This is a genomic window from Nocardia sp. NPDC052254, from assembly GCF_040679495.1.
In the GTDB taxonomy this organism is placed as follows: Bacteria; Actinomycetota; Actinomycetes; order Mycobacteriales; family Mycobacteriaceae; genus Nocardia.
Map to the genome: position 1 here is coordinate 72,452 of NZ_JBFAUW010000005.1, position 20,967 is coordinate 93,418.

Sequence of the window (20,967 nt, forward strand, 5' to 3'; positions counted from 1 at the left end):
AAATCCCGTCGCGGATCGATACCTGCTTCCCGGTGGGCGATAACGTCACGATTTCGTCACCGCATCGCAGGGGTTTCGCACCCGCCGGATGAGTAATGATCATGGGGACACACGGCTGTGCGATCGCACCGGCCGGATGCCGACCACATCGAAACGGCCGACCCTGGCGAGGAGACCGAGGTGGCAACAGTCGCCGAACGAGTGCAGCAGCGCATCGATCGCGGCCGCACGGCGCAACGCCGAGAGGCCCAGCGGTTCCTGCGCGGTAACAATCCGGGCACCGCCGACATCAGACTGTCGACCAGCGACTACCTGGCCCTGGCGCAGGACAGCCGGATCACGGCCGCCATGATCGCGGCCCTGCGCGACCCGGACCAGTCCGGCACGCGACCGCTGGCACCGCGCCTGGCCCGGTACACCCATGCCGCCGCAGCGGTGGTGTGCCAGTCCGGGTGGGAGGCCAACATCGGTTTGCTGCAAGCCATCACAGGGCCGGATATTCCGGTTCACGTCGCCGAGTGCGCGCACATGTCGTGGCGGCAGGCAGCGGTCACCGCGACCGCGCCGCTACATCTATTCGACGATCACGATCCGGGGCAACTGGCCGAGCACATCCGTACCCACGGGCCCGGGGTCATCGCCGTCGACGCGATCGACAACACCACCGGCATCCGCAGCCCACTCACAGATCTGTGCGATATCGCCGAAGCGACCGGTTCCGTGCTCGTTGTCGACGAGTCCCATTCGCTCGGTGTCGACGGCCCGCATGGCGCCGGCGCGGTGGTCGCACTCGGACTCACCCAGCGAATCCCCTTCCGCACCGCCAGCCTGGCCAAGGCGTTCGCCGGCCGGGCCGGGCTCGTCACCGCCCTCGATCCCGACTTCGCCCGCTATTTCGAATCGGTGGCATATCCCGCGATCTTCTCCTCGGCCCTGCGATCCCACGATATCGCCGGTCTCGCGGCCACCCTCGATGTGATCCAGGCCGCGGACACACGCCGCGCCCGGTTGCGCGAGATCACCCACACCGTCGGAAACGCACTCACCCACATAGGGTTCGATTCGGCAGGGCCGGGCAGTCACATCGTCTCGATACCCGCCGGGACCGAAACCGACGGCCTGGCCGTCCGCGCGGTACTGGCGGCGCACGGTGTGGCAGGCACCCCCTTCTGCTCGCCCGCCACACCCCGCGGCCGGGCACTGATCCGATTGTCCCTGCATGCCGCGCTGACCGCCGGTCAGATCGAGCGAATCATCGACGCCTGCGAGCGGATTCACCGCCGCTGAGCCGCACGGCCGGGACCGCGCCGACCGCGCCACAGCACCGCGACCGCGACCCCCGTCCAGACCAGCAGCAGCGCGACGGCCAGGCCCGCACCGTAATTGCGATCCAGCACAGTCGAATTCGCCACGGCACCCGATCGTCCCAGAACCGGGACAGCCACGATCGCCAGTGTCACGGTGGCGACCGCGCCGACGATGACCGGCCCGCGCACGAGATCGGCAATCACATACCGGCCCACCGTGCCGACCGCGGCGGAAAGCGGCGCGAAGACCGCGTCGTGCAACAGGAGCAGTCCGCCGAACCACACCGCGATCGACATCAGGTCGGTCGTGCTCATCCGCAGCACCAGATCGATGCCGTAGGCCACCGACGCGAGGCCCGCCGCGATCAGCAATGCCCGGATGACGGTCATCCGAGCACCTCGATCTCGGACAGCCATTTGGTCTGCAGGACCCCGGGGCGGTTGGGCGCGATCAATCGGCAGGGGTAACCATGATCCACATCGAGGTCGGATCCGTTGAGCCGCAGGGCGATCAGCGTCGACTCGTCGATGGCGAAATTGTGCGGAAGGGTCGAACCGGCATACAGGCCACCGCGCTCGAGCGATCGGACACCGACCGCACCGCCCTGGTAGTCACCGGTTGCCGCCAGCAGATCCCGCAGCCTGACACCCGACCAGTGCGCGGATACGCTCCAGCCCTCCACACAGGCGATCGGCAATATCACCGCGGTCTGCGGCAACGCCGCCAACTCCGCCCGGGTGAAACCGCGGTGCCGCTGCCCCACGGTGACCACCAGTCGATAGCCGGGATCGAGAGCACGCTCGATCACCGCCGCCTGCGCGGCGGTGCGATTCACCGGCACACCTTGCGGCCCGTCACCACTGCGCGGTGCCAGCACCGAAATCCGGCGCAGCCACGGCACCGACTGCCCGGCCACCGACAATCCCGCCAGCGCCGCGGAGACGGCCGCCGTGCCGAGCACCACGCGGCGCGACACCATCTGCTCGCGGCCGGCCGGCTCCGGGCCGGTAGCCCCCTCGCCCACCCCAGGTTGCCGGTACGCGCCCGCCGGCGGAACCGCCGTCGCCGAGGGCGCGTGGGCCACGGTCTCGCGCCGGGTGAGTGCGGCCCGCACGACCGGCAGCTTGACCGCCAGGTGCACGGCGAGCGCGCCGAAAGCGATGTAGGCCATCGCGTAGTGGGTGGTCGTGAAGAAGAACCGCCAGGCGTAGAACTGGGCGATATTGAACAGCCCTGTCGCCAGTTGAAACAGCATCGCACCGACCAGCACCGCGATCGACACGCGTTCGGCGAGCCGCACCGGCCCGCCGAGGACCGGCCGGGCGAACAACCGCGGATATACCGACCACAACTTCACCAGCACGAGCGCGATGGTGACCACCCCGGACACCACATGCGTGCCCTGGGTCACCCGATACAGCCAGACCGGATGGGCGGGCCAACGGAACCAGTCCGGCGGATGCTGAATCCAGTGGCTGATCAGGCCGGTCACGAAACAGATCGTGACCGTGACCGCGATACCCATGCCGATCCGAGCGGCGACCGCAGGCGAGCGAGCGGGTGAGAGGCGAGTCCTGATCGCCGCGGGCAGCAGTGACCGTTCGTCGCGGGAGGTACTCACCGGGGCCGGGACGCCGTGAGCGATCCGGCCACCGTCGCGAACAGCCCACTGCACCCCGCGGCCACCTCCGCGATATCGGTGAAGAGATCGACGTCGTTGAGTTCGCGCAATGATTCGACTCGACAACCGTTGCTGGACAATGCCTCTCGGGTGAGCGCACCGGTTCGCTCGGTGGACATCGGCACATCCGCGAGTACTCGCGCCGCCTGCGCATCGCACAGTCCCAGCGCCCACCAGCCACCGTCGACGGCGGGTCCCAGTACCGCGTCCGGGCCCGACAGCAGCCGGTCGCCGCACTCGGCCAGCAGCGCCGCTCCGGCCTGCGGGGTGTCCATTCCGATCTGCAGGACGGGCAGTCCGAGGCGGGCCGCATCGGCATGTGCATTCGCCAGCCGTACTCCGAAATCCACACCGCGCTGCGCGACGATGTCGAAATCGCCCAGGGCCGAGGCTATCTCATGGGCGCGGCAGGCAATGTCCAGCTCGCCGGTCCACGCGACCACCCGCCGCGCCGCGCCGCTGGCGCGGACCGCACTCAGGGTGTCCAGCAGTGCGGCGGCGGCCAGATCCGCGGCCTCGGCCGGGGACAGCGGCGGGGTCAGCCGGGTCTTGGCGAATCCGGCGACCGGCGCCTTGGCCACCACCAGCAGCGTGAACGGCAGTACGGTCATCGCACACTCCAGAAGTCGCGGGCGGCGCGTACCGTCCCGAGTATCGAACCCGAAACCTTCGACACACCATGGGTTCTCGGGCGATAGCTGACATCGCATTCGACCACCCGCCATTCGGCGCGCGCCGCACCCGCCAGCAGTGCGAGCGGATATCCCGAACGCGGATGCAGCGGGCCGAGCGCCACCAGCTCGGCGCGGCGGATCACCCGCATCGCGGCCAGATCGTGCACGGGCAACGCGTAGCGGTGCCGCAGCCACCGGGCCAGCAGCCAATTGCCGAATCGGGCATGCCACGGCCACGCCCCCCGGATCGGGCGGCGGCGCCCGGCCACCATGGTGACGCCGGGGCCGAGTTCGGCCACCAGCAGCGGCAATTCGCCGGGTGCCATCGAGCCGTCGCCGTCCAGCACGGCCACCAGTTCGGTCGCCGTCGCCGCGATTCCGGCCTGTACGGCGCTGCCGTACCCCGGCACGGATTCGGTGACCACCGTCGCGCCCGCGGCGCGCGCCACCTCGGCGGTGGCATCGGTCGAGCCGTTGTCCACCACGACCACCCGGTACCCGCGGGGAACCGCCGACAGGACAGCGGGCAGGGCGCCGGCCTCGTTCCGGCACGGAATCACCACGGTCAGGCCGGTGGCGGGTTCGATGGGGTTCACATCTCGACCGTAAGCCGGATTCCCGCAAAAGACCTGGTGAAACCGGTGACGAAAGTATGACGGCCCGGTCGCGATACTGCCGTGCGGGCCCGCGGGGACCTACCGTGAACCGGTGAGCGATACCCGCAGCAGTACCGCACCGCAGGCGCGGCGAGTTCCGGGCGTCCGAGTCGACATCGCCTGCGCGCTCGGCGCGGCCGTCCTGGTCGCCGTGGCATTCGTCGTTCCCCGGATCAGCACGCCGCACTATCGGGAATCGCTGTATGCCGCCTCGGCGCCGATCTTCGGTTCCTGGCTGCCGCACATCGGATGGGGAACGGGCCCCGCGATCGTCATCGCGATCGTCGTGGCGCGCTACGGCCCCGCCGTCGCCGCCGCCCTCGGCTGGCGGCGGCTGCTACCGGTCACCTGGGCTGCCGCGCTGGCATGGGCGTTCGCTCTCGCCATGGTCGACGGCTGGCAGCGTGGCTTCGCCGGGCGGCTGACCACGACCCACGAATATCTGCACGAGGTCGGCGGGGTGCACGACATTCCGGCGATGCTGCGCGGGTTCTCCGGACGAATTCTGGACTTCCAGCCGGACTCCTGGACCACCCACGTGTCCGGGCATCCACCGGGCGCGCTGCTGGTGTTCGTCTGGCTGGACCGGATCGGATTGGGTGGCGGCGCATGGGCTTCGACCCTGTGCCTGCTCGTCGGCTGCAGTGCGTCGGTGGCCGTGCTGGTGGCCCTGCGCGCATCGGGCGCCGAGGCTCGGGCCCGCGCCGCCGCACCGTTTCTCGCACTGGCGCCCGCGGCGATCTGGCTGGCCGTCTCGGCCGACGCCTTCTTCGCCGGCGTGGTCGCGTGGGCGGTCGCCGCGCTCGCGGCCGGGCTGGGCGGGCCGCGCGCACGACCGCTGCTGGTCTTCGTGGCCGGCGTGCTGTTCGGGTTCGGGATCTATCTCAATTACGGACTGATCCTGATGGCCGTTCCGGCCGCCGCGGTGGCGCTGCTGCGCGGCGTGCGGGCGGTATGGCCCGCGCTCCTGGGCGCACTCGCGGTGGTCGCGGCCTTCACCCTGTCCGGATTCTGGTGGCTCGACGGCTACCACCTGGTGGTCCAGCGCTATTACCAGGGCATCGCGACGACCCGGCCGGTGTCCTATTGGATCTGGGGCAATCTGGCCGCCACGGTGTGCGCGATCGGCCTCGCCACCGCGGCGGCACTGCATCGTCTGCCGGGCGCCCTGCGAGTTCCCGCTCCGGGCGAAATCCGCGCGACGCCCGGTCGTGCCCTGACGCAGTGGCGCTCGCGCGCGGATCCGGCGGCGCTGGTGGCGCTGGCCGCACTCACCGCATTGCTGCTCGCGGATCTCAGCGGTCTGAGCAAGGCCGAAACCGAGCGCATCTGGCTGCCGTTCGACGTCTGGGTGATCGCGGGCACCGCCCTGCTGCCGGCCCGCACCGCGCGCGGCTGGCTGGCCGTTCAAGCGGTCGGCACCCTGGTGCTGGCCCATGTCATCCTCACGAATTGGTGACCGCCGTGCGCATTCTCATCGCCGATGACGACCCCGTGGTTCGCGAGGTGGTCCGCCGCTACCTCGAGCGCGACGGCCTGCAGGTCGTCGAGGCCGCCGACGGTGTCGCGGCCTCCCGCGCGCTGACCGGCGACGATATCGACCTGGCGATTCTGGATGTGATGATGCCCGCGCCGGACGGCATCGACCTGTGCCGCACGGTGCGCGCGGGTGAGCGCCCCGGCACACCGATCATCATGCTCACCGCCCTGGGCGAGGAAGAAGACCGGGTCCTCGGGCTCACCGCGGGCGCCGACGACTACCTGACCAAGCCGTTCAGTCCGCGGGAGCTCGCACTTCGGGTGGCATCGGTGCTGCGCCGCACGCACGGCCCGCCACCCGCGACCGCCGTGGTGCGCAGCGGCGAGATCCGGTTGCGGTCGGCCGCCCGGACGGTGGACATCGCCGGGCGGCCGATATCGCTGACCGCCCGCGAATTCGATCTGCTGGCCTTCCTGCTGACTCATCAGCAGCAGGTCTTCAGCCGGACGGAGTTGCTCGCCCAGGTGTGGGGCTGGGACTTCGGCGATCAATCGACGGTGACGGTGCACGTCAAACGGCTGCGTGCCAAACTCGGCGATACTCATCGGATCGAGACGGTGTGGGGGCGTGGCTACGCCTGGCGTGCCGGGACAGGAGTCGATCGTGCCGAATGATGTTCTCGGCCTGATCGGATGGGCGCTGGCCGGATCGGTGCCCGTGGTGGCCGTCGGCGCGGTACTGCTTCGGCTGTTCCGCAACCGGGCACTCGGGCTGTCGATGGTGATCCTGGTGTTGATTCCGACGCTGGCCACCCTCTGCGGATTCGTGGCGGTCAGCGGCCTGATGTTCTCCGACGCGCTGGCCAGGATGGCGGTGGTGCTCATCGTGGTCACCGCGGTGACCGTGCCGGCGGCGGTCGTATTGGGCCGGGCGCAGGCACGTCAGCTGGTCTGGGAGAAACAGATGCTCGACCAGGAACGCGCCGCGGAGTCGTCCCGGCGAGAGCTGGTGGCATGGGTCAGTCACGATCTCCGCACACCGCTGGCGGGAATCCGGGCGATGGGCGAGGCACTGGCCGACGGTGTGGTCGCCCGGGCCGACGATGTCGCGCGCTACGGGACGCAGGTGGTCCGCGAGACCACCCGGCTCTCGGAGATGGTCGACGACCTGTTCGAGATGTCGAAGATCAATGCCGGGGCGCTGCGGCTGCACGTGGAACCCCTCGATCTGCGGGAGCTGATCGACGAAGTGCTCACCGCCGGCGAACCCGCGGCCGGTCGCGCGGGCGTACGTCTTCGGGCCCGCCAGCCCGATTCGGCGATCATGGTGGCGGGCAGCGATCAGGCTCTGACGCGCGTGCTGACCAATCTCGTCGCCAACGCGATCGCGCATACGCCGCCCGGCGGAGCCGTCGAGATCTCCGCCGGAGCCGAGCACGGCCGCACCTGGGCCCGTGTCGACGACACCGGCCCCGGCATCGCCGCCGCCGATCTACCGCGAATCTTCGAGGCCGGCTACCGCGGCGCGGCGGCGCGCTCCCCCGCGGCCGAGGGCAGCGGTAGCGGCATGGGTCTGGCGATCGCGGCGGGCCTGCTGTCGGTCCATCATGGTGAGATCACCGCATCGAATCGAGAAGCGGGCTGCCGCTTCGAAATTCGGCTGCCGCTGTTACCCCGCACGGCGAAGGTCCCGGCCTCCGCACCGCCCGCCCGCGGCGCCGAGGCACCCGCCGCCACCTGATTCGCGCGCTACCGCCACTCGGGTGCGCCCGTCCCGGACGCGGCCCGCAAGGGGGCGGTCGCGAATTCGGCGAGCCCCTGTGCGGGTGCGATCGCGGCGGTGAATCCCAGCAGCTCGCGAGCCCGGTCCGGCGCCGCGACGATGTGCCGCACGTCGCCGGGCCGGAATTCCCCCGTCACCACCGGCTCGGGACCGTGCTGGGCGCGGGCGAGGATCGCGGCCACCGCGCCGATACCGATCGGATGTCCGGAGGCGATGTTCAACGCCGTGAACCCGCCGAGCGGCTGCTCGACCGCCCGCAGGTTGGCGGCGGCGATGTCGCTGACGTGCACGAAATCGCGCATCTGGGCGCCGTCCTCGAAGACACGCGGCGCGGAGCCGGCCTCGAGGGCCGACCGGAAGATCGCGGCAACTCCGGAATACGGTGTGTCCCTGGGCATATCGGGGCCGTAGACATTGTGGTACCGCAACGCGGTCACCGTCGCTCCGGTCGCGGTGGCCCACGCCGCCGCGTAATTCTCCTGTGCGAGTTTGCTCGCGGCGTACAGGCTGCGGGGATCCGGCGGCGTCCGCTCGCTCACCGCCACCCATTGCAGCGGGGTGCCGGTATCGGGATCACGATGGTCGAACAGGCCCTGCTCCAGATCCGCGCGACGACGCGGCGGCGGCGCCACCGCCACGGAACCGGTTGTGCGATAACGCCCTTCGCCGTACACCACCATCGACGACGCCAGCACCAGCCGACGGCATCCGGCCCGGTCCATCGCCGCCAGCAGCACGGCGGTCCCGAGATCATTGTGGCTGGCGTAGGCCGGGGCGTCCTGAACCGTCACCCCGGCTCCCACCACCGCCGCCTGATGACACACCACATCGATACCGGGCAACAGCGCGTCGAGGGCATCCGGATCACGAATGTCGACGCGACGCACGCCGTCGGGAGGTTCGGCGTGCGCGCCGTGCGCGGCACCGAGCATCGCGTCGACGGCCACCACCTCGGCTCCGGCGCGCGACAGCGCCCGCCGCACATGAGATCCGATGAACCCGGCCGCACCCGTCAGCAGAATCCGCATACCCGAGATTGTCTCCGCCACCGGGGTGCGATGGGAGGACCGCACCGCGGCGGTAAGCGAACCGTCACATTCGGCCGCACGATCACCCGCCGCGCGCGCCGGGTGATCGCCCTTCCGCCGCGCTCGGCTGTCCGGTGGCGAGCAGCCGGCGCAGCAGGGGGTCCAGCAGACTGTCCGGCATCCGGTGCATCAACGCCCGGCGCGGGTCCGGACGTACCGAATAGCGCCGCCGCGGGCGCGTCGATGTCGCTGCCTGCCACACTGTTTCGGCGAGAATCGCCGGATCGTGCGCACGGCGCTGCTCGTCGACCGCCAGATCACCAACCCGCCCGGTCAATTCGGCGAAATGGGTGGACCGGCTGCGGGCCCGATCGAATGTCGCGCGGATTCCCTCGACCATATTCGTGCGGAACGGGCCGGGCTGCACCGTGCTGACCGGGATGTCGAGAAACATTGGAACGCGTTTCACTTTGCTCAGGGGCAGCGCGCACGGCCGTCCCCTCGGTGCCGAGTCCACGAAGGCGGACGACGATACGCACAGGAAAGCGGCGTTGTCTGGTATGGATCCCGAATTCGCCTACGCCACAGCCGATCCGGTCAGCTGAATACCGCGCGCACGGCCTCCTGCACCGCGGTGACGGTACGCGCCAGGTTCCCGACTCCGGTCAGCGCGGACCCGATCTCGGCGAGGATGCCGGTGAGCACATGACGATTCGGCTTGTCCTTCGCGGCCTCGGCGCGGACGTGCTCGACCGCGTCGCTCACAGTGTCCCGCTCGGGGAGCTCACCGGCCGCCCGCACCGCATCGGCGAGTTCGGCGATGATCCGCCGCAGATCCTCGAGGGTCGCGGGCGTGGCCGCGGACTCGGTCCCGGTCGTGGTGGTCACCACGGCGTCCCGGCCGCCGACCGCCGACCCGCCCTCGACGTGGAGATCGCCTCCGACATTCACTCCGGTCCGGTTATCCATGTGCCACTCCTGGGGCGCTGTTCGATGATCGGTTTCGGATACGGGTCGCCATGGCCGAGAACCCGCCGAGTGCCGAATTCTGCATGGCGACATCGCCGCCGATACTGACGCTGCTGTTGATGATGGTCTCGCTGCGACGGAGGAGTTCCGCGGGATCGATATTGCGCTCCCGCAGGAAGTCCGCGAGCGTTTCGAAGATCCGCTTCTCGACGATCTTGCTGTACATCTGTTCATCGAGCCGCTGGAAGTAGCGGTGGTAACCCAGCACGACGCCCCCGTCCCGATCGCGGCGCAGATCCGCCGCGGCCTCCCGGATACTCAGCGACGCACCGTGATCGAAGCTGCAGGCACGCTTCACCTGCCGACGCTGCCGAGCCACGCGCCGCGTGTTCAGCGGCGCGGCCAACACTCCGCGCACGGCGCCCGGCAGACAGACCAGGCACCGGCGCGGTGCCGAGAGCACGGCCCTCGACCACAGCTTGACGACCTGCCTCAGGTCCGCGACCGTCAGCATCTCGTCGATGGCATGGTAGGACTGCCGCAAGGGCGGCAACATGCAGTAGTTGGCCTCGACGAACAGTGAGGTGGCCGTGGTGACCGGGCGCAGGAACACACTCCACACGAGTTCGCCACGCCATCCGATGATCTCGGCGACGAGATAGGGCCGGACCCGGTCCTCGGGGTGGGCCATCAACTGGTCGATCGTCGGCCCGCCGACATGTGGCGGTGGCCGCCGGGCGGGGTCGGGCAACAGTCTGCGGTCGTCGTGAATATCGGTGCCGTTGACGAACACTCGCTGACGCACCCGGATACCGGGGATGTCCAGACCTGCGATCCGGTCACCGAGGCGGCGGTTCAGTTCTGCCACGGCGAAGGGCACGACCGGTTCATCGCTGTCGGCGGCCTTGGTGATATCGAGCGCCACCGACCATGCATCGACCATCGCCCCGTATCCGAGAAATGGCTGGTACCCGTGATAGACCGTGAGGTTCGCATCGGAATACGTCGCGACATGTTCGATTTGGGCCACCGCGACCGGGCTGTTGACCGCCGGAGCCGCGGCGGCAGCGAATGCTTCGCGGCGCAGCAGCCGCCCGCCACCTCCCCAGCGCGCAACCATCTCCTCGATCGACACCACGATCCACCCGACAACCAGCAGCGGAAGTACCAGTCCCGTTATCGCGTCGGCCCGGTCGATCGGAAGATACACGAACAGCACGATCAGCACGATCGCGAGAACGATGTCACCAGTCAGATGTCTGCGCCTGGTCGCGATCGCGTACTTCGCCACCGACTCCAGATCGACACCGGGTGAGGTGGCGACCGCCCGCAAGGGTTGCTGCAGCACCTGGCCGATGACCCTGTCCGCCAATGTGCGGTCGAAATGCACTGCCGCACAGAGGTATCTGGTGGCATCGACCCCATCGGCCGCGGGGATCACACCGCGCTCGGTCGCGGGCGCGGGCGGCGAAGCCTCCGCGGGCCGCGAGCCGGAGCGCGTTGCCGGGCCCGAACCTTCGGGCGCGCAACGACGTTCGGGCGCAGCACCCCGCGTGGCGGGAAATACCGCTCCGCATGTCAGGCAGGCGGGCGATGCCACGACGGTCCGGGCACCACAGGCCGTGCATTTCATGAAACCCCCGATACGACGTCCGGTCCTCGCCATCCCCCGGCCCTTCCGACGATACTCCGGCACCCCGTACCCGGCACCGCTTCCCGCGAATCGCGGACCGGTGCCGAACTCCCAGGTCCGCCTCGCGCCGGACAGCTCACCCGGCGCGCACCGTGGCCACGGTCGTGAGCGCCACCTCACCGGACGCGGCACTCTCGATTCGCACGGTCACCGGTCCGCGCGCGGGCAGATCCTCGCCGCTGGGAAACCACAATCGCTGCGATTCCACCACGATCAGCAGCCCGTCGTGCCCGCCGACCGGAGCGAATCCGCTCAGTTGCGGCGGAAAGCGCGGTAGCCCGAACGCATCGGCGAGCCGCCCGACCGCGGATCCGACGTCGGGTACGCCGATACCCACCTCACTGATCGACAGCAGGCGCGGAGCATCGCCGGCGGTGGCCGGCTCCGACCGATCGGCGTGGCGGGCAATCAGTTCCAGCACGATCCCTTCCGGCCCCTCGAAGTACACCGACCGCGAATCCCAGCCCGGCGGCCCGTCGAAGGTGTCCACCCCGGCCAGCGTGATCGGCTCGACCCGTTGCCGCAGCCACTGGCGGGCGAGGTCGACATCGCGTGGCGAGATCCCGAACGCGAGATGGTGCACCCCCGCGAACGACGGCCCCTCGGTCACCACCAGTCGGCTGCTGCCGATCTCCACGGCAATCCCCTCGGCCCGGGAGTCGACCTCGAGCCCGAGAAGATCCCGGTAGAACTCGGCCACCAGGTCGAGATTGCTCGCGGTGAGCTCGACTTCGAGGATCTTCACGGCGGTCTCCTTCAGCATCGGCGGTCACATCCGACGCTAGAACCTGAACTATGGTTTATGTCAAGGTGCATTGCGAAGCACGCAACGGCCCGGCGTGCTGGGCAAGATCCGCCCTGCGACGGCACCGGATCCGCGTGGTGTGCCGTCACGTTGCCCGGTAGCTCAACAGGATTCGATTGCATGCGAACGCATCGCGGCGATTCGTCGGGAACCTCCCGATGACATACGGTCAGGACGACGTACTGAATCGGATTGCGTAGGAAGGAGCTTCGACGGTGAAGATGATGAGGCGAGCGATGGCGGTCGCGGCGGTAACGGTTCCGGCGATGTTCATGGTTCCGGCGATCGGTTCCGCGCAGCCGTCGCTGTGTTCGGCCGACATGTTCAGCGCAACCGTCCAGCAGGACGGGGCGCCCACTCCCACCGGGCAGAACAAGCTGCGGATCGTGTTCACGAACACCTCCCAGCACAGCTGCCTGGTGCAGGGCTACCCGGGCGTCGACCTGGCCGGCCCCGACAACCCGCCTTTCGGGCCGACCTACTCGCTGCCGCGCCAGGAAACCGGTTTCGCGCCGGTGGATGTCGCGCCCGGCTCCGCCGTGAGCAGCGAACTCACCTATCTGGCGGACGGACCGGAAGGCTGGACTCCCGACACGATCGTCGTGACCCCGCCCAACACCACCACCCAGTTGCAGGTGCCGTGGCCACAGGCCGGGAGTGTGTCGCGCCAGGACGGGGCGACACATCCGGGCACCTTCATCGGGCCCTTGCGCCCGGCCTGACAACCACCGTCGGGCGTGTACCGTTGGCCGACAACGTAGTTCGGCGGCGGTAGCCGATGCCCCGGTGGGCGAGAACGTCGGCGCCCGCCTCGAGCTCCACACCGGATCTGTTGTCGGACAGTCTTTCCGATGCCGCCGGGCGAATCATCGTCCGGCGGCGTCGGCGAGTGTGGCCGGGACCCGCCACGGCCGCCCTCAGATGTGGATGTACCCGCCGTTGAGCATGCCGTCGTCGAGGCGTGGCGCGATGGACTCGCCACCGTGCTCGGCGCGCAACTCGAACTGCTCGTCCCGCACCACATGCATCACGGCGTTGATCAGCGCGAGGTGGGTGAAGGCCTGCGGATAGTTGCCCCAATGGCGGCCGGTCACCGGGTCGATCTCCTCGGCGTAGAGCCCCAGTGGGCTGGCATAGCCGAGCAACCTCTCACAGAGTTGTTTGGCGCGGTGTTTCTCACCGATTTCCGATAGTGCCGACACCAGCCAGAACGAGCAGATCGTGAAGGTGCCCTCCTCCCCGGCACAACCGTCGTCGGTCTCGTCGACGCGATAGCGCAGGACGAGCCCGTCGCTGGTGAGTTCGTCGGCGATGGCGAGCACGGTCTTTCGCACCCGTTCGTCGTCGGGGGGAAGGAAACGGACCAGCGGGATGAGCAGGGTCGAGGCATCCAATGCCGTACTGCCGTAGGACTGGGTGAACACACCCCGCGCGTCGACCGCGTTGGCGCAGATGTCGGCGTGGATCTCGGCTGCCGCCCGCTGCCAGCGGATCGCACGTTCGGAGTCCTGGTGGATGCGGGCCAGGCGGGCGCCACGATCGGCGGCCACCCAGCACATGACCTTACTGGAGGTGAAATGGCGAGGCTCGCCGCGCACTTCCCAGATGCCCTGGTCGGGTTCCCGCCACACCGCGAGCGCACTTCGGACCGCCCAGCGCAGCAGCGGCCAGGTCCGCGCGTCGATCTGGTCGCGATGGCGCGCGTAGAGGTAGACCGAGTCCAGCGCCGCACCCCAGACATCGTGCTGGCTCTGGCGATAGGCATCGTTGCCGATCCGGACCGGGGCGGCGTTCTCGTAGCCACGCAGGTGGCCGAGCGTCTGTTCACGCAGGTCGGTTTCACCGCCGATGCCGTACACGATCTGCATGTCCTCGGCGCCCTCGGCCAGATTGATGATGTGGGAGAAGTAGTCGTTGGCCTCCCAGTTGAAACCCAGGGTGTACAGACCCCACAGCGCGAATGCCGAGTCCCGGATCCAGGTGTACCGGTAGTCCCAATTACGCGCTCCGCCAGGTGTTTCCGGTAACGAGGTGGTGGGGGCGGCGACGATGGCGCCGGTCGGGGCGAAGGTCAGGCCCTTGAGGGTGAGGGCACTGCGGGTGAGCTGGGCACTCCACGGGTGGTCCGGAAACCGGCCGCCGGCCAGCCAGTGCCGCCAGTGATGCACGGTCCGCACCAACCGGTCGTTGGCCTCCTCGACGGTTTCGGGAGCCTCCCGGCTCCCCCACGACAACGCACAGAAGCGGGTGTCACCGCTCTTGAGCAGGGTGCGAGCCAGCGCACGCGAACCCTCGAGCCCGAGGCGCAGGTCGGTGGTCAGCCGCAGGGGCGGATCGACGCCGTCGGCACCGGCCTGGGCGAGATGATAGGAGTCGAGATACTCCCACTGCGCACCGGCTCGGCCGTAGTCGAAGGCGGGCTGACAGTCGAGGACGAACTGGATCTGCCCGGTCTCGCAGTGCACGATGCGCAGCAGAATGTGCTCGGCGTCGTAGTCGGTGGGTGCGCGCCGGTGGGCGCTGCGGCCGGGCTGCTGGTGCCGCCACGGCCCGACCAGCAGCACATCACGGACGGTTGCCCATCCTTCGCCACACCGCCAGCTCGTCTCCATGACCATCGTCCCCGGGATGTACCGCCGGTCGGCCGCGGTCACGACATCGGCGGGGGCGAAGCGAAACGACCCGGCCGAACGATCGAGAATGGCGCCGAAGACGCTGGGCGAATCCATCCGGGGCAGACACATCCACTCGATCGCGCCGCTGGGTGCGATGAGGGCGGTGACCTCGGAATCGGAGATGAACCCGTAGTCGTCGATGCGTGGAAAGGCCGTGACCCGGGGCGTATGTTCCGGATGATCGTTCATACGGAGCTCCCATTCGACACCTGCTCGGCACGCTCGGACGCTGCTTCGATCGTATGTCCGGGATCGCGGGCCCATATTCGGTTCTCCGGGAATTCGCCGAATACCGCGGATCAGCGGCCGCGCGTGAGCCCCGCGGCCGTCAGTGCACCGTGATGTCGTCGTAGGACCAGAACGCGCGCATGCTCGTGATCCGCGCATCCTCGTCGAAGGTCATCACATCGATGGGTTCGACCGTGGTGGTCCGGCCGTCGAATTCGGTGCTGACCCGGAAGCCGAATGCCGCCTGGTGGCCCGCGATCCGCACGGACTGCAGCTCGGTGCTCCTGGTCTTGGATTCGATTGCGCCGTAGAACTTTTCGATCGCCACACGCCCGCGCTGGGGCGTCGAGCCGACCGGATCCTCGACGCTGGCATCCTCGGTGTAGAGGGCGGCGATGTCTTTCGCGGTGCCGGTGGCGACAGCGTCGAGGTAGCGCCGGATCGCGGTTCGGATCTGTTCGGGTGAGGCCATCGCCCGACGGTATGCCCGGTGACGATGCCCGCCCCACCGCACGTCCCGGTCATCGGGAGCCGGACCGGGATACGCGCCGGTGAGCGGGACGACAGGGTGCACCTGCGCCGCGAGCATTCCTAGCGTCGAGGGCGGAGAAATCGGTTTACGGCGAAAGGTATCCGACTGTGCGCCCCGAGACGACATCGTCACCAGGCAATATCCGAACCGGCGTCGATGTGGTGATCGTCGGCGCGGGTATCGCGGGCCTCTATGCGATTCACCGGCTGCGCGCCCAGGGGCTGCGCGTGCGGGCATTCGAGGCCGGCGACGGCGTGGGCGGCGTGTGGTACTGGAACCGCTACCCGGGCGCGCGCTGCGATGTCGAGAGTGTCGACTACTCGTACTCGTTCGACGAGACCCTGCAACAGGAATGGAACTGGAGCGAGAAATACGCCACCCAGCCCGAGATCCTGTCCTATCTCGAACATGTCGCCGATCGCTTCGATCTGCGCCGCGACATCGAATTCGGCACGCGCGTCACCGATATCGTGCTCGACGAGACCACGCTGAGCTGGCAGGTGCGCGTCGAGGGCGGCGCCGAGGTGACGGCACGCTTCGTGGTCCTGGCCACCGGGCCGCTGTCGAATGCCAACACCCCGGCCATCGACGGCCTGCCGAGTTTCGCCGGCCGGCTGCTGCACACCTCCCACTGGCCGGCCGGCGGTGTCGACCTGACCGGTCAGCGTGTCGGCGTCATCGGCACCGGATCCTCGGGCATCCAGGCCATTCCGCATCTCGCCGAGCAGGCGGACCAGTTGTACGTCTTCCAGCGCACCCCCAATTACAGTGTCCCCGCGGGCAATACGCCCCTCGACGACCGGACGCGCCGAGCCCACAAGGCCGGCTATCCGCAGCGTCGGCGGCTGTCGATGGCCAGCGGTGGCGGCTCACCGCACCAGCCGCACCCGGACAACACCCTCGAGGTGTCCGACCAGGAGCGACGTGCGGCTTACGAGCAACGCTGGCAACTGGGCGGTGTGCTGTTCAGCAAGACGTTCCCGGATCAGATGCTGACCGCCGAGGCGAACGAGCCCGCGCGCCTGTTCTGGGAGCAGAAGGTGCGCGCGGTGATCGACGATCCGCGTATCGCCGAACTCTTGATCCCGCGGGACCACCCGATCGGCGCAAAACGAATCTGCACGGATACGAACTACTATCAGACCTTCAACCGCGACAATGTCACGCTGGTCGACCTGCGCTCCACCCCGATCCAGCGCATCGATGCCGCGGGCGTGCACACCACCGACGCGCATCACCCGCTCGACACCTTGGTACTGGCCACGGGATTCGACGCGATGACCGGTTCGGTCGCGAAGATGAACATCGTCGGCCGTGGCGGCGAAACTCTGAACGACGCGTGGCACGCGGGCCCGAAAACCTATCTCGGCCTGGGCATCACCGGATTCCCGAATCTGTTCAACCTCACCGGGCCCGGCAGTCCCTCCGTTCTGGCGAACATGGTGCTGCATTCCGAACTGCACGTGGACTGGGTGGCCGAGGCGATCGGCTTCCTCGACCGTCGCGGCGCGGCCGCCCTGGAGGCGCGGCCCGACGCGGTGGCCGACTGGGTCGCCGAATGCGCCGAGCGGGCGGCGGGAACCCTCATGCCGCAAGCGAATTCGTGGTATCTCGGCGCGAACGTGCCGGGCAGACCTCGGGTGTTCATGCCCTTCATCGGTGGTTTCGGCGTCTACGGCGACATCATCGCCGAGGTCGCCGCGGCCGGCTACCGGGGCTTCGACGTCATCGACATCGCCCCGGAACAGGACTGACCGATCCCCCGATGTGGGTGTCCAGCACCTACTTCCGGGCGAAGCGGGCCGGTTCGGGGCCGGGCACCGGGGCGACCAGGTCACGGGCGACCAGATGGCGCAGGTGTGCCGCCGCCTCCGACAGCGCCATGTGCTTGCCCATGGGGGACAGTTCCGCCCATGGCTTGTACCACTTCATGCGCTCGGCGACCTGCCACACCGTGATCTGATCATCGCCGAAATTGTCGTGCAGATGTTCCAGTCGCTCTTCATGGTGATCGATCAATCCCGCGGCGCGGCCCGCGACGTCGTCGATGGGCAGACCGTGAGCGCCCAGCCCGCGAGTGACATTCATCGACTGCACCCGCCGCAGCGAATCGAGGAACTGCGCCAGGGCATCCCGCTCCTCGAGCGGGTAGACGAAATTGCCCACGTGCGGAGTCGTCTTCTGCAGAACGTGGTCACCGGTGAACATCACGTCGGCATCGGCGAGATGGAAACACACGTGCCCGGGGGTATGGCCCGGGGTGTGGACCACTCGGAGGCTGCGTCCGGTCAGTGCGATGGATTCGTCGTCGGCGAGCAAGCGATCGGGAGCCGAGTCACGACCCACGTGCACCTCCTCGCCCATCGCGGTCACGAACGCATCCTGCTCGGCCTGGTCGGCGCCCGCCCGCGCCATGTTCTGCCGCTCGGCGTTCATCCAGTCCGCGTCCCGGTCGGCCGACATCTGTGCGAACTGATCATGATCGGCTTCGTGCATGGCGATCCACGCACCGGAGGCGTCCCGGACGCGGCCACACAGACCACTGTGATCCGGATGGAAGTGGGTGAGGACGACACCTTCGACATCCGCGACCGAATGACCGATGGCCGCGAGCCCCGAGGTGAGACCGTTCCACGCGTTGTCGTCGTGCCAGCCGGCGTCGACCAGGACCAGGCCGCCCGGCGACTCGAGTGCGTACACCAGCGTGTGCCCGAGCGGATTGTCCGTGATCGGAACCTGGATCTGATAGATGCCATCGCCGACTGATAACGCGTTCTCCACAAGACGCACCATATTCCTCAGGTGGAGCAAGCAGTTCCGGAGCCCCGTCGCGATCGGTCCGCTACGTCCGCGGCCGGGCCCCGGGCCGGTCGATGCGCGCGAGTTCCCGGCGCTTGGCCAGCGCCGACATCCCGAACCAGCGGTGACAGCTCCGGGTGAGCGTGCTCTGCTCGGAATATCCGATCTGACGGGCGACCGCGGACAGCGACACATTGCGGTCCGCCAGCAGCGTCGTGGTCAGATCGCGTCGCGCGTCGTCCACCAGATCCTCGAAAGTCGTACCGGTACAGGCGAGTTCGCGCTGTACCGCGCGCGGATGCATCATCAGCAGCCGCGCGATGTCGTCGAGGCCCGCGGCCCCGGCCGGTAACGAGCGAACGATCAGTTCGGACACCGCGTCGGCGAATGCGGTGCGCCGATCGCGCCCGGTCATGAACCGGATGGCGATGTCCTGGGCGAGCGAGTCGAACGCCGGCAGCCGCCGCCGCATGAGACCGCGCGGGAACACCAGCACATTCGCCGGTGCGCCGAATTCGACGGTGCAGCCGAAATAGTCCGTGTAGGTGCGGCGGCCGGATATCGGCTGATGTGTGAACGCCACCTTCGAAGGGTGGAAATCCGCACCACCGAGCATCTTGAACGTCGACAGCGTCACGCCCAATGCCAGTTCCACCACGTGCGGCCGGTAGGGCAGCCGCTGCAGCACGGTGCCGAACTCGTAGGCGACCTCGGCCGGGCCGATGTGCAGATCGGCCCGGATGGCCGGGCTGTAGACGTGCGCGTATTCCGTGACCCGCGCGAGCGCGTCCCCGATCGTCTCGGCATTGCGCGCGGCGATCGCCACCGGCCCGAGGATGTCGGGATCCTGCCGTCCCGCGAGCCGCAGCGCGAAATCGGGGACCCCGAGTTGCTCGGCACAGCGGCCGAGCAGGGCCGACAGCGCGGTGAACGGCACGAATCTGTCGTACAGGCCGACCACCGCCGGATCGATACGCACCGCCGCCAGCATCGCGCCCGCGTCTGCGCCGCATTCGGAGATCAATTCGGGTGCACGGCTCAGCGATGACGCGCAGATCAGATCGGCCATGTGTCCAACTGTCAAATATCTGTCGTCAACTGTCAAGAAATCGACCCGGGGTGGGAGTGACGATGAACACAGCCCGGCACGTCGCCCGGGCGCCGCCACACTCGACGAGGAGTCCGCGATGACCACCGAATCCGTCCGCACATCGTTGTTCATCGGCGGATCCTGGCGTGCTCCCACATCGGATTCGACGTTGGCCGTCGTGTCGCCGGTGACGGAGCAGACCATCGGGCGAGTGCCCGCGGCCACCACCGCCGACGTCGACGCCGCGGTCCACGCGGCCCGGCTGGCCTTCCGCGGTTCCGGCTGGCGTGATCTCACCCCGGGCGAACGTGCCACCCACCTGCACCGCTTCGCCGACGAACTCGAGGCCCGATCCGAGGACCGGGCGACCACGGTCACCAGCGAGAACGGCATGCCCATCGCCCTGGCCCGATTCGCCGAGGGCGCGGCGCCGGTCCAGTTGCTGCGCTATTACGCCGATCTCATCGAGATCACACCGGTGGAGGAACGTCGCGTCAGCCGGCCGCTGCCCGGCACCACCGTCGTGCGCAAGGAGCCGATCGGCGTGGTCGCCGCGATCGCGCCGTGGAACTTTCCCGCGGTCCTGTCGATGTTCAAGATCGCGCCGGCGCTCGCGGCCGGTTGCACGGTGGTGCTCAAGCCCTCACCCGAGACGAGCCTGGACTCCTACGTCCTCGCCGAGGCCGCCGAGGCCGCGGGCCTGCCCGCCGGGGTGCTCAATATCGTCAACGGTGGCGCCGACATCGGCCGGCACCTGGTCGCCCATCCGGGAGTGGACAAGGTGGCCTTCACCGGATCGACCGCTGCCGGCAGGGAAATCGGCCGCATCTGCGGTGAATTGATCCGGCCGGTCACCCTCGAACTCGGCGGCAAGTCGGCCGCACTCGTCCTCGACGACGCCGATCCGGAACAGACCGTCGCCGGTCTGGCGACCGCCTCGCTGCTCAACACCGGCCAGACCTGCTACATGTCCACCCGGATTCTCGTACCGGCCGGCAGCTACGACAGCTACCTCGACGCGATCACCGGCATGTGCGCGGACCTGACCATCGGTGACCCGATGGACGAGAACACCGCGATCGGCCCGCTGGCCAGCGCGCGACATCGCGACCGGGTGCTGGCCATGATCGAACGCGGCCGCGCCGAGGGCGCCACGATCACCACCGGTGGCGGCACACCGGCCGGTATCGACCGCGGATTCTTCGTGGCCCCCACCGTTTTCGGCGATGTCGCCAATACCGCGGCCATCGCACGTGAGGAGGTGTTCGGCCCGGTCCTGACCGTGCTGCGCTACCGCGACCTCGACGAGGCGATCGCGCTCGCCAATGATTCGGCCTACGGCTTGGGCGGCACCGTGTGGACCGCCGACACCGAACGCGGCATCGATGTCGCGCGGCGAATCGAGACCGGTTCCTTCGGCGTCAACTACTTCAACCTCGACTGGGGATCGCCGTTCGGCGGCGTCAAGGCCAGCGGTATCGGGCGCGAACTCGGGCCCGAGGGATTGGCCGCGTATCAGCACCTCAAATCCATCTTCCTGGCCGCCTGAGCCCCCTCTCCGAAAGGA

At 68.7% G+C, this 20,967-nt stretch carries 20 protein-coding genes; 7 read left to right on the forward strand and 13 right to left on the reverse strand.

The genetic code is table 11. From position 1 onward, the window contains the following. Positions 1-180 precede the first annotated feature (180 nt). Entirely contained in the window at positions 181-1,287 is a 1,107-nt protein-coding gene (locus tag AB0L57_RS14690) for an aminotransferase class I/II-fold pyridoxal phosphate-dependent enzyme (protein WP_364961527.1), read from the forward strand. Here AB0L57_RS14690 and AB0L57_RS14695 read toward each other — a convergent pair. From AB0L57_RS14695 to AB0L57_RS14710, 4 genes are all read right to left on the reverse strand, one after another. After that, entirely contained in the window at positions 1,275-1,697 is a 423-nt protein-coding gene (locus AB0L57_RS14695) for a hypothetical protein (RefSeq protein ID WP_364961529.1), read from the reverse strand. The genes AB0L57_RS14690 and AB0L57_RS14695 overlap by 13 nt on opposite strands. Further along, on the reverse strand, positions 1,694-2,833 hold the full coding sequence (locus AB0L57_RS14700; RefSeq protein WP_364962390.1) for a molybdopterin-dependent oxidoreductase: 1,140 nt from the start codon (positions 2,831-2,833) through the stop codon (positions 1,694-1,696). Before AB0L57_RS14700 ends, AB0L57_RS14695 begins: the two co-directional genes overlap by 4 nt. 92 nt (positions 2,834-2,925) lie before the next feature. Further along, positions 2,926-3,600: a DUF2064 domain-containing protein gene (locus tag AB0L57_RS14705; protein WP_364961531.1), complete on the reverse strand. Its 675-nt coding sequence runs from the start codon at positions 3,598-3,600 to the stop codon at positions 2,926-2,928. Further along, complete coding sequence (locus AB0L57_RS14710; protein ID WP_364961533.1) at positions 3,597-4,259, reverse strand: glycosyltransferase family 2 protein; 663 nt, start codon at positions 4,257-4,259, stop codon at positions 3,597-3,599. Before AB0L57_RS14710 ends, AB0L57_RS14705 begins: the two co-directional genes overlap by 4 nt. A 175-nt stretch (positions 4,260-4,434) precedes the next feature. Between AB0L57_RS14710 and AB0L57_RS14715 the strand changes: the two genes are divergently transcribed. From AB0L57_RS14715 to AB0L57_RS14725, 3 genes are read left to right on the forward strand one after another with little or no spacing between them, the layout of a single operon-like run. After that, positions 4,435-5,778 carry a hypothetical protein gene (locus tag AB0L57_RS14715; RefSeq protein ID WP_364962393.1) on the forward strand — a complete coding sequence of 448 codons (1,344 nt, stop codon included), beginning with the start codon at positions 4,435-4,437 and terminating at the stop codon, positions 5,776-5,778. After that, entirely contained in the window at positions 5,775-6,473 is a 699-nt protein-coding gene (locus AB0L57_RS14720) for a response regulator transcription factor (RefSeq protein WP_364961535.1), read from the forward strand. Before AB0L57_RS14715 ends, AB0L57_RS14720 begins: the two co-directional genes overlap by 4 nt. Next, entirely contained in the window at positions 6,463-7,539 is a 1,077-nt protein-coding gene (locus AB0L57_RS14725; RefSeq protein ID WP_364961537.1) for a HAMP domain-containing sensor histidine kinase, read from the forward strand. Before AB0L57_RS14720 ends, AB0L57_RS14725 begins: the two co-directional genes overlap by 11 nt. Positions 7,540-7,547: 8 nt before the next feature. Here the strand turns inward: AB0L57_RS14725 and AB0L57_RS14730 are convergent, their stop codons facing one another. The 5 genes from AB0L57_RS14730 to AB0L57_RS14750 form a co-directional block, all read right to left on the reverse strand. Further along, positions 7,548-8,618 carry an NAD-dependent epimerase/dehydratase family protein gene (locus AB0L57_RS14730; RefSeq protein ID WP_364962396.1) on the reverse strand — a complete coding sequence of 357 codons (1,071 nt, stop codon included), beginning with the start codon at positions 8,616-8,618 and terminating at the stop codon, positions 7,548-7,550. A 73-nt stretch (positions 8,619-8,691) separates the two neighbouring features. Continuing rightward, positions 8,692-9,078, reverse strand: a complete 387-nt coding sequence (locus tag AB0L57_RS14735; RefSeq protein WP_364961539.1) for a hypothetical protein — start codon at positions 9,076-9,078, stop codon at positions 8,692-8,694. Between the two features lie 128 nt (positions 9,079-9,206). After that, positions 9,207-9,578, reverse strand: a complete 372-nt coding sequence (locus AB0L57_RS14740; RefSeq protein WP_364961541.1) for a hypothetical protein — start codon at positions 9,576-9,578, stop codon at positions 9,207-9,209. Then, the gene (locus tag AB0L57_RS14745) at positions 9,571-11,019 is read right to left on the reverse strand and encodes a hypothetical protein (RefSeq protein WP_364961542.1); all 1,449 of its coding nucleotides are present in this window, start codon (positions 11,017-11,019) and stop codon (positions 9,571-9,573) included. The genes AB0L57_RS14740 and AB0L57_RS14745 overlap by 8 nt, the downstream gene beginning before the upstream one ends. A 328-nt stretch (positions 11,020-11,347) precedes the next feature. Continuing rightward, a complete protein-coding gene (locus AB0L57_RS14750) occupies positions 11,348-12,016 on the reverse strand; it encodes a VOC family protein (protein WP_364961543.1) in 669 nt (222 codons plus the stop codon). Between the two features lie 281 nt (positions 12,017-12,297). Here AB0L57_RS14750 and AB0L57_RS14755 point away from each other — a divergent pair, with 281 nt between their 5' ends. Further along, positions 12,298-12,798 (forward strand): DUF4232 domain-containing protein, encoded by a 501-nt coding sequence (locus AB0L57_RS14755; protein WP_364962399.1) that lies wholly within the window; start codon positions 12,298-12,300, stop codon positions 12,796-12,798. 195 nt (positions 12,799-12,993) lie between these two features. Here the strand turns inward: AB0L57_RS14755 and AB0L57_RS14760 are convergent, their stop codons facing one another. Both AB0L57_RS14760 and AB0L57_RS14765 read right to left on the reverse strand, forming a co-directional pair. Further along, positions 12,994-14,940 (reverse strand): glycoside hydrolase family 15 protein, encoded by a 1,947-nt coding sequence (locus tag AB0L57_RS14760; RefSeq protein WP_364961545.1) that lies wholly within the window; start codon positions 14,938-14,940, stop codon positions 12,994-12,996. Between the two features lie 139 nt (positions 14,941-15,079). Beyond that, positions 15,080-15,451, reverse strand: a complete 372-nt coding sequence (locus AB0L57_RS14765; RefSeq protein WP_364961547.1) for a nuclear transport factor 2 family protein — start codon at positions 15,449-15,451, stop codon at positions 15,080-15,082. Between the two features lie 167 nt (positions 15,452-15,618). On the opposite strand from AB0L57_RS14765, the gene AB0L57_RS14770 reads away from it, so the two are divergent. Then, positions 15,619-17,265, forward strand: a complete 1,647-nt coding sequence (locus AB0L57_RS14770; protein WP_364961549.1) for an NAD(P)/FAD-dependent oxidoreductase — start codon at positions 15,619-15,621, stop codon at positions 17,263-17,265. A 28-nt stretch (positions 17,266-17,293) separates the two neighbouring features. On the opposite strand, the gene AB0L57_RS14775 is transcribed toward AB0L57_RS14770, so the two are convergent. Both AB0L57_RS14775 and AB0L57_RS14780 read right to left on the reverse strand, forming a co-directional pair. Continuing rightward, positions 17,294-18,292 carry an MBL fold metallo-hydrolase gene (locus AB0L57_RS14775; protein WP_364961551.1) on the reverse strand — a complete coding sequence of 333 codons (999 nt, stop codon included), beginning with the start codon at positions 18,290-18,292 and terminating at the stop codon, positions 17,294-17,296. Between the two features lie 61 nt (positions 18,293-18,353). Continuing rightward, on the reverse strand, positions 18,354-19,379 hold the full coding sequence (locus AB0L57_RS14780; protein WP_364961553.1) for an AraC family transcriptional regulator ligand-binding domain-containing protein: 1,026 nt from the start codon (positions 19,377-19,379) through the stop codon (positions 18,354-18,356). A 118-nt stretch (positions 19,380-19,497) separates the two neighbouring features. On the opposite strand from AB0L57_RS14780, the gene AB0L57_RS14785 reads away from it, so the two are divergent. After that, positions 19,498-20,949 carry an aldehyde dehydrogenase gene (locus AB0L57_RS14785; protein WP_364961555.1) on the forward strand — a complete coding sequence of 484 codons (1,452 nt, stop codon included), beginning with the start codon at positions 19,498-19,500 and terminating at the stop codon, positions 20,947-20,949. The last annotated feature ends 18 nt before the right edge of the window (positions 20,950-20,967 follow it).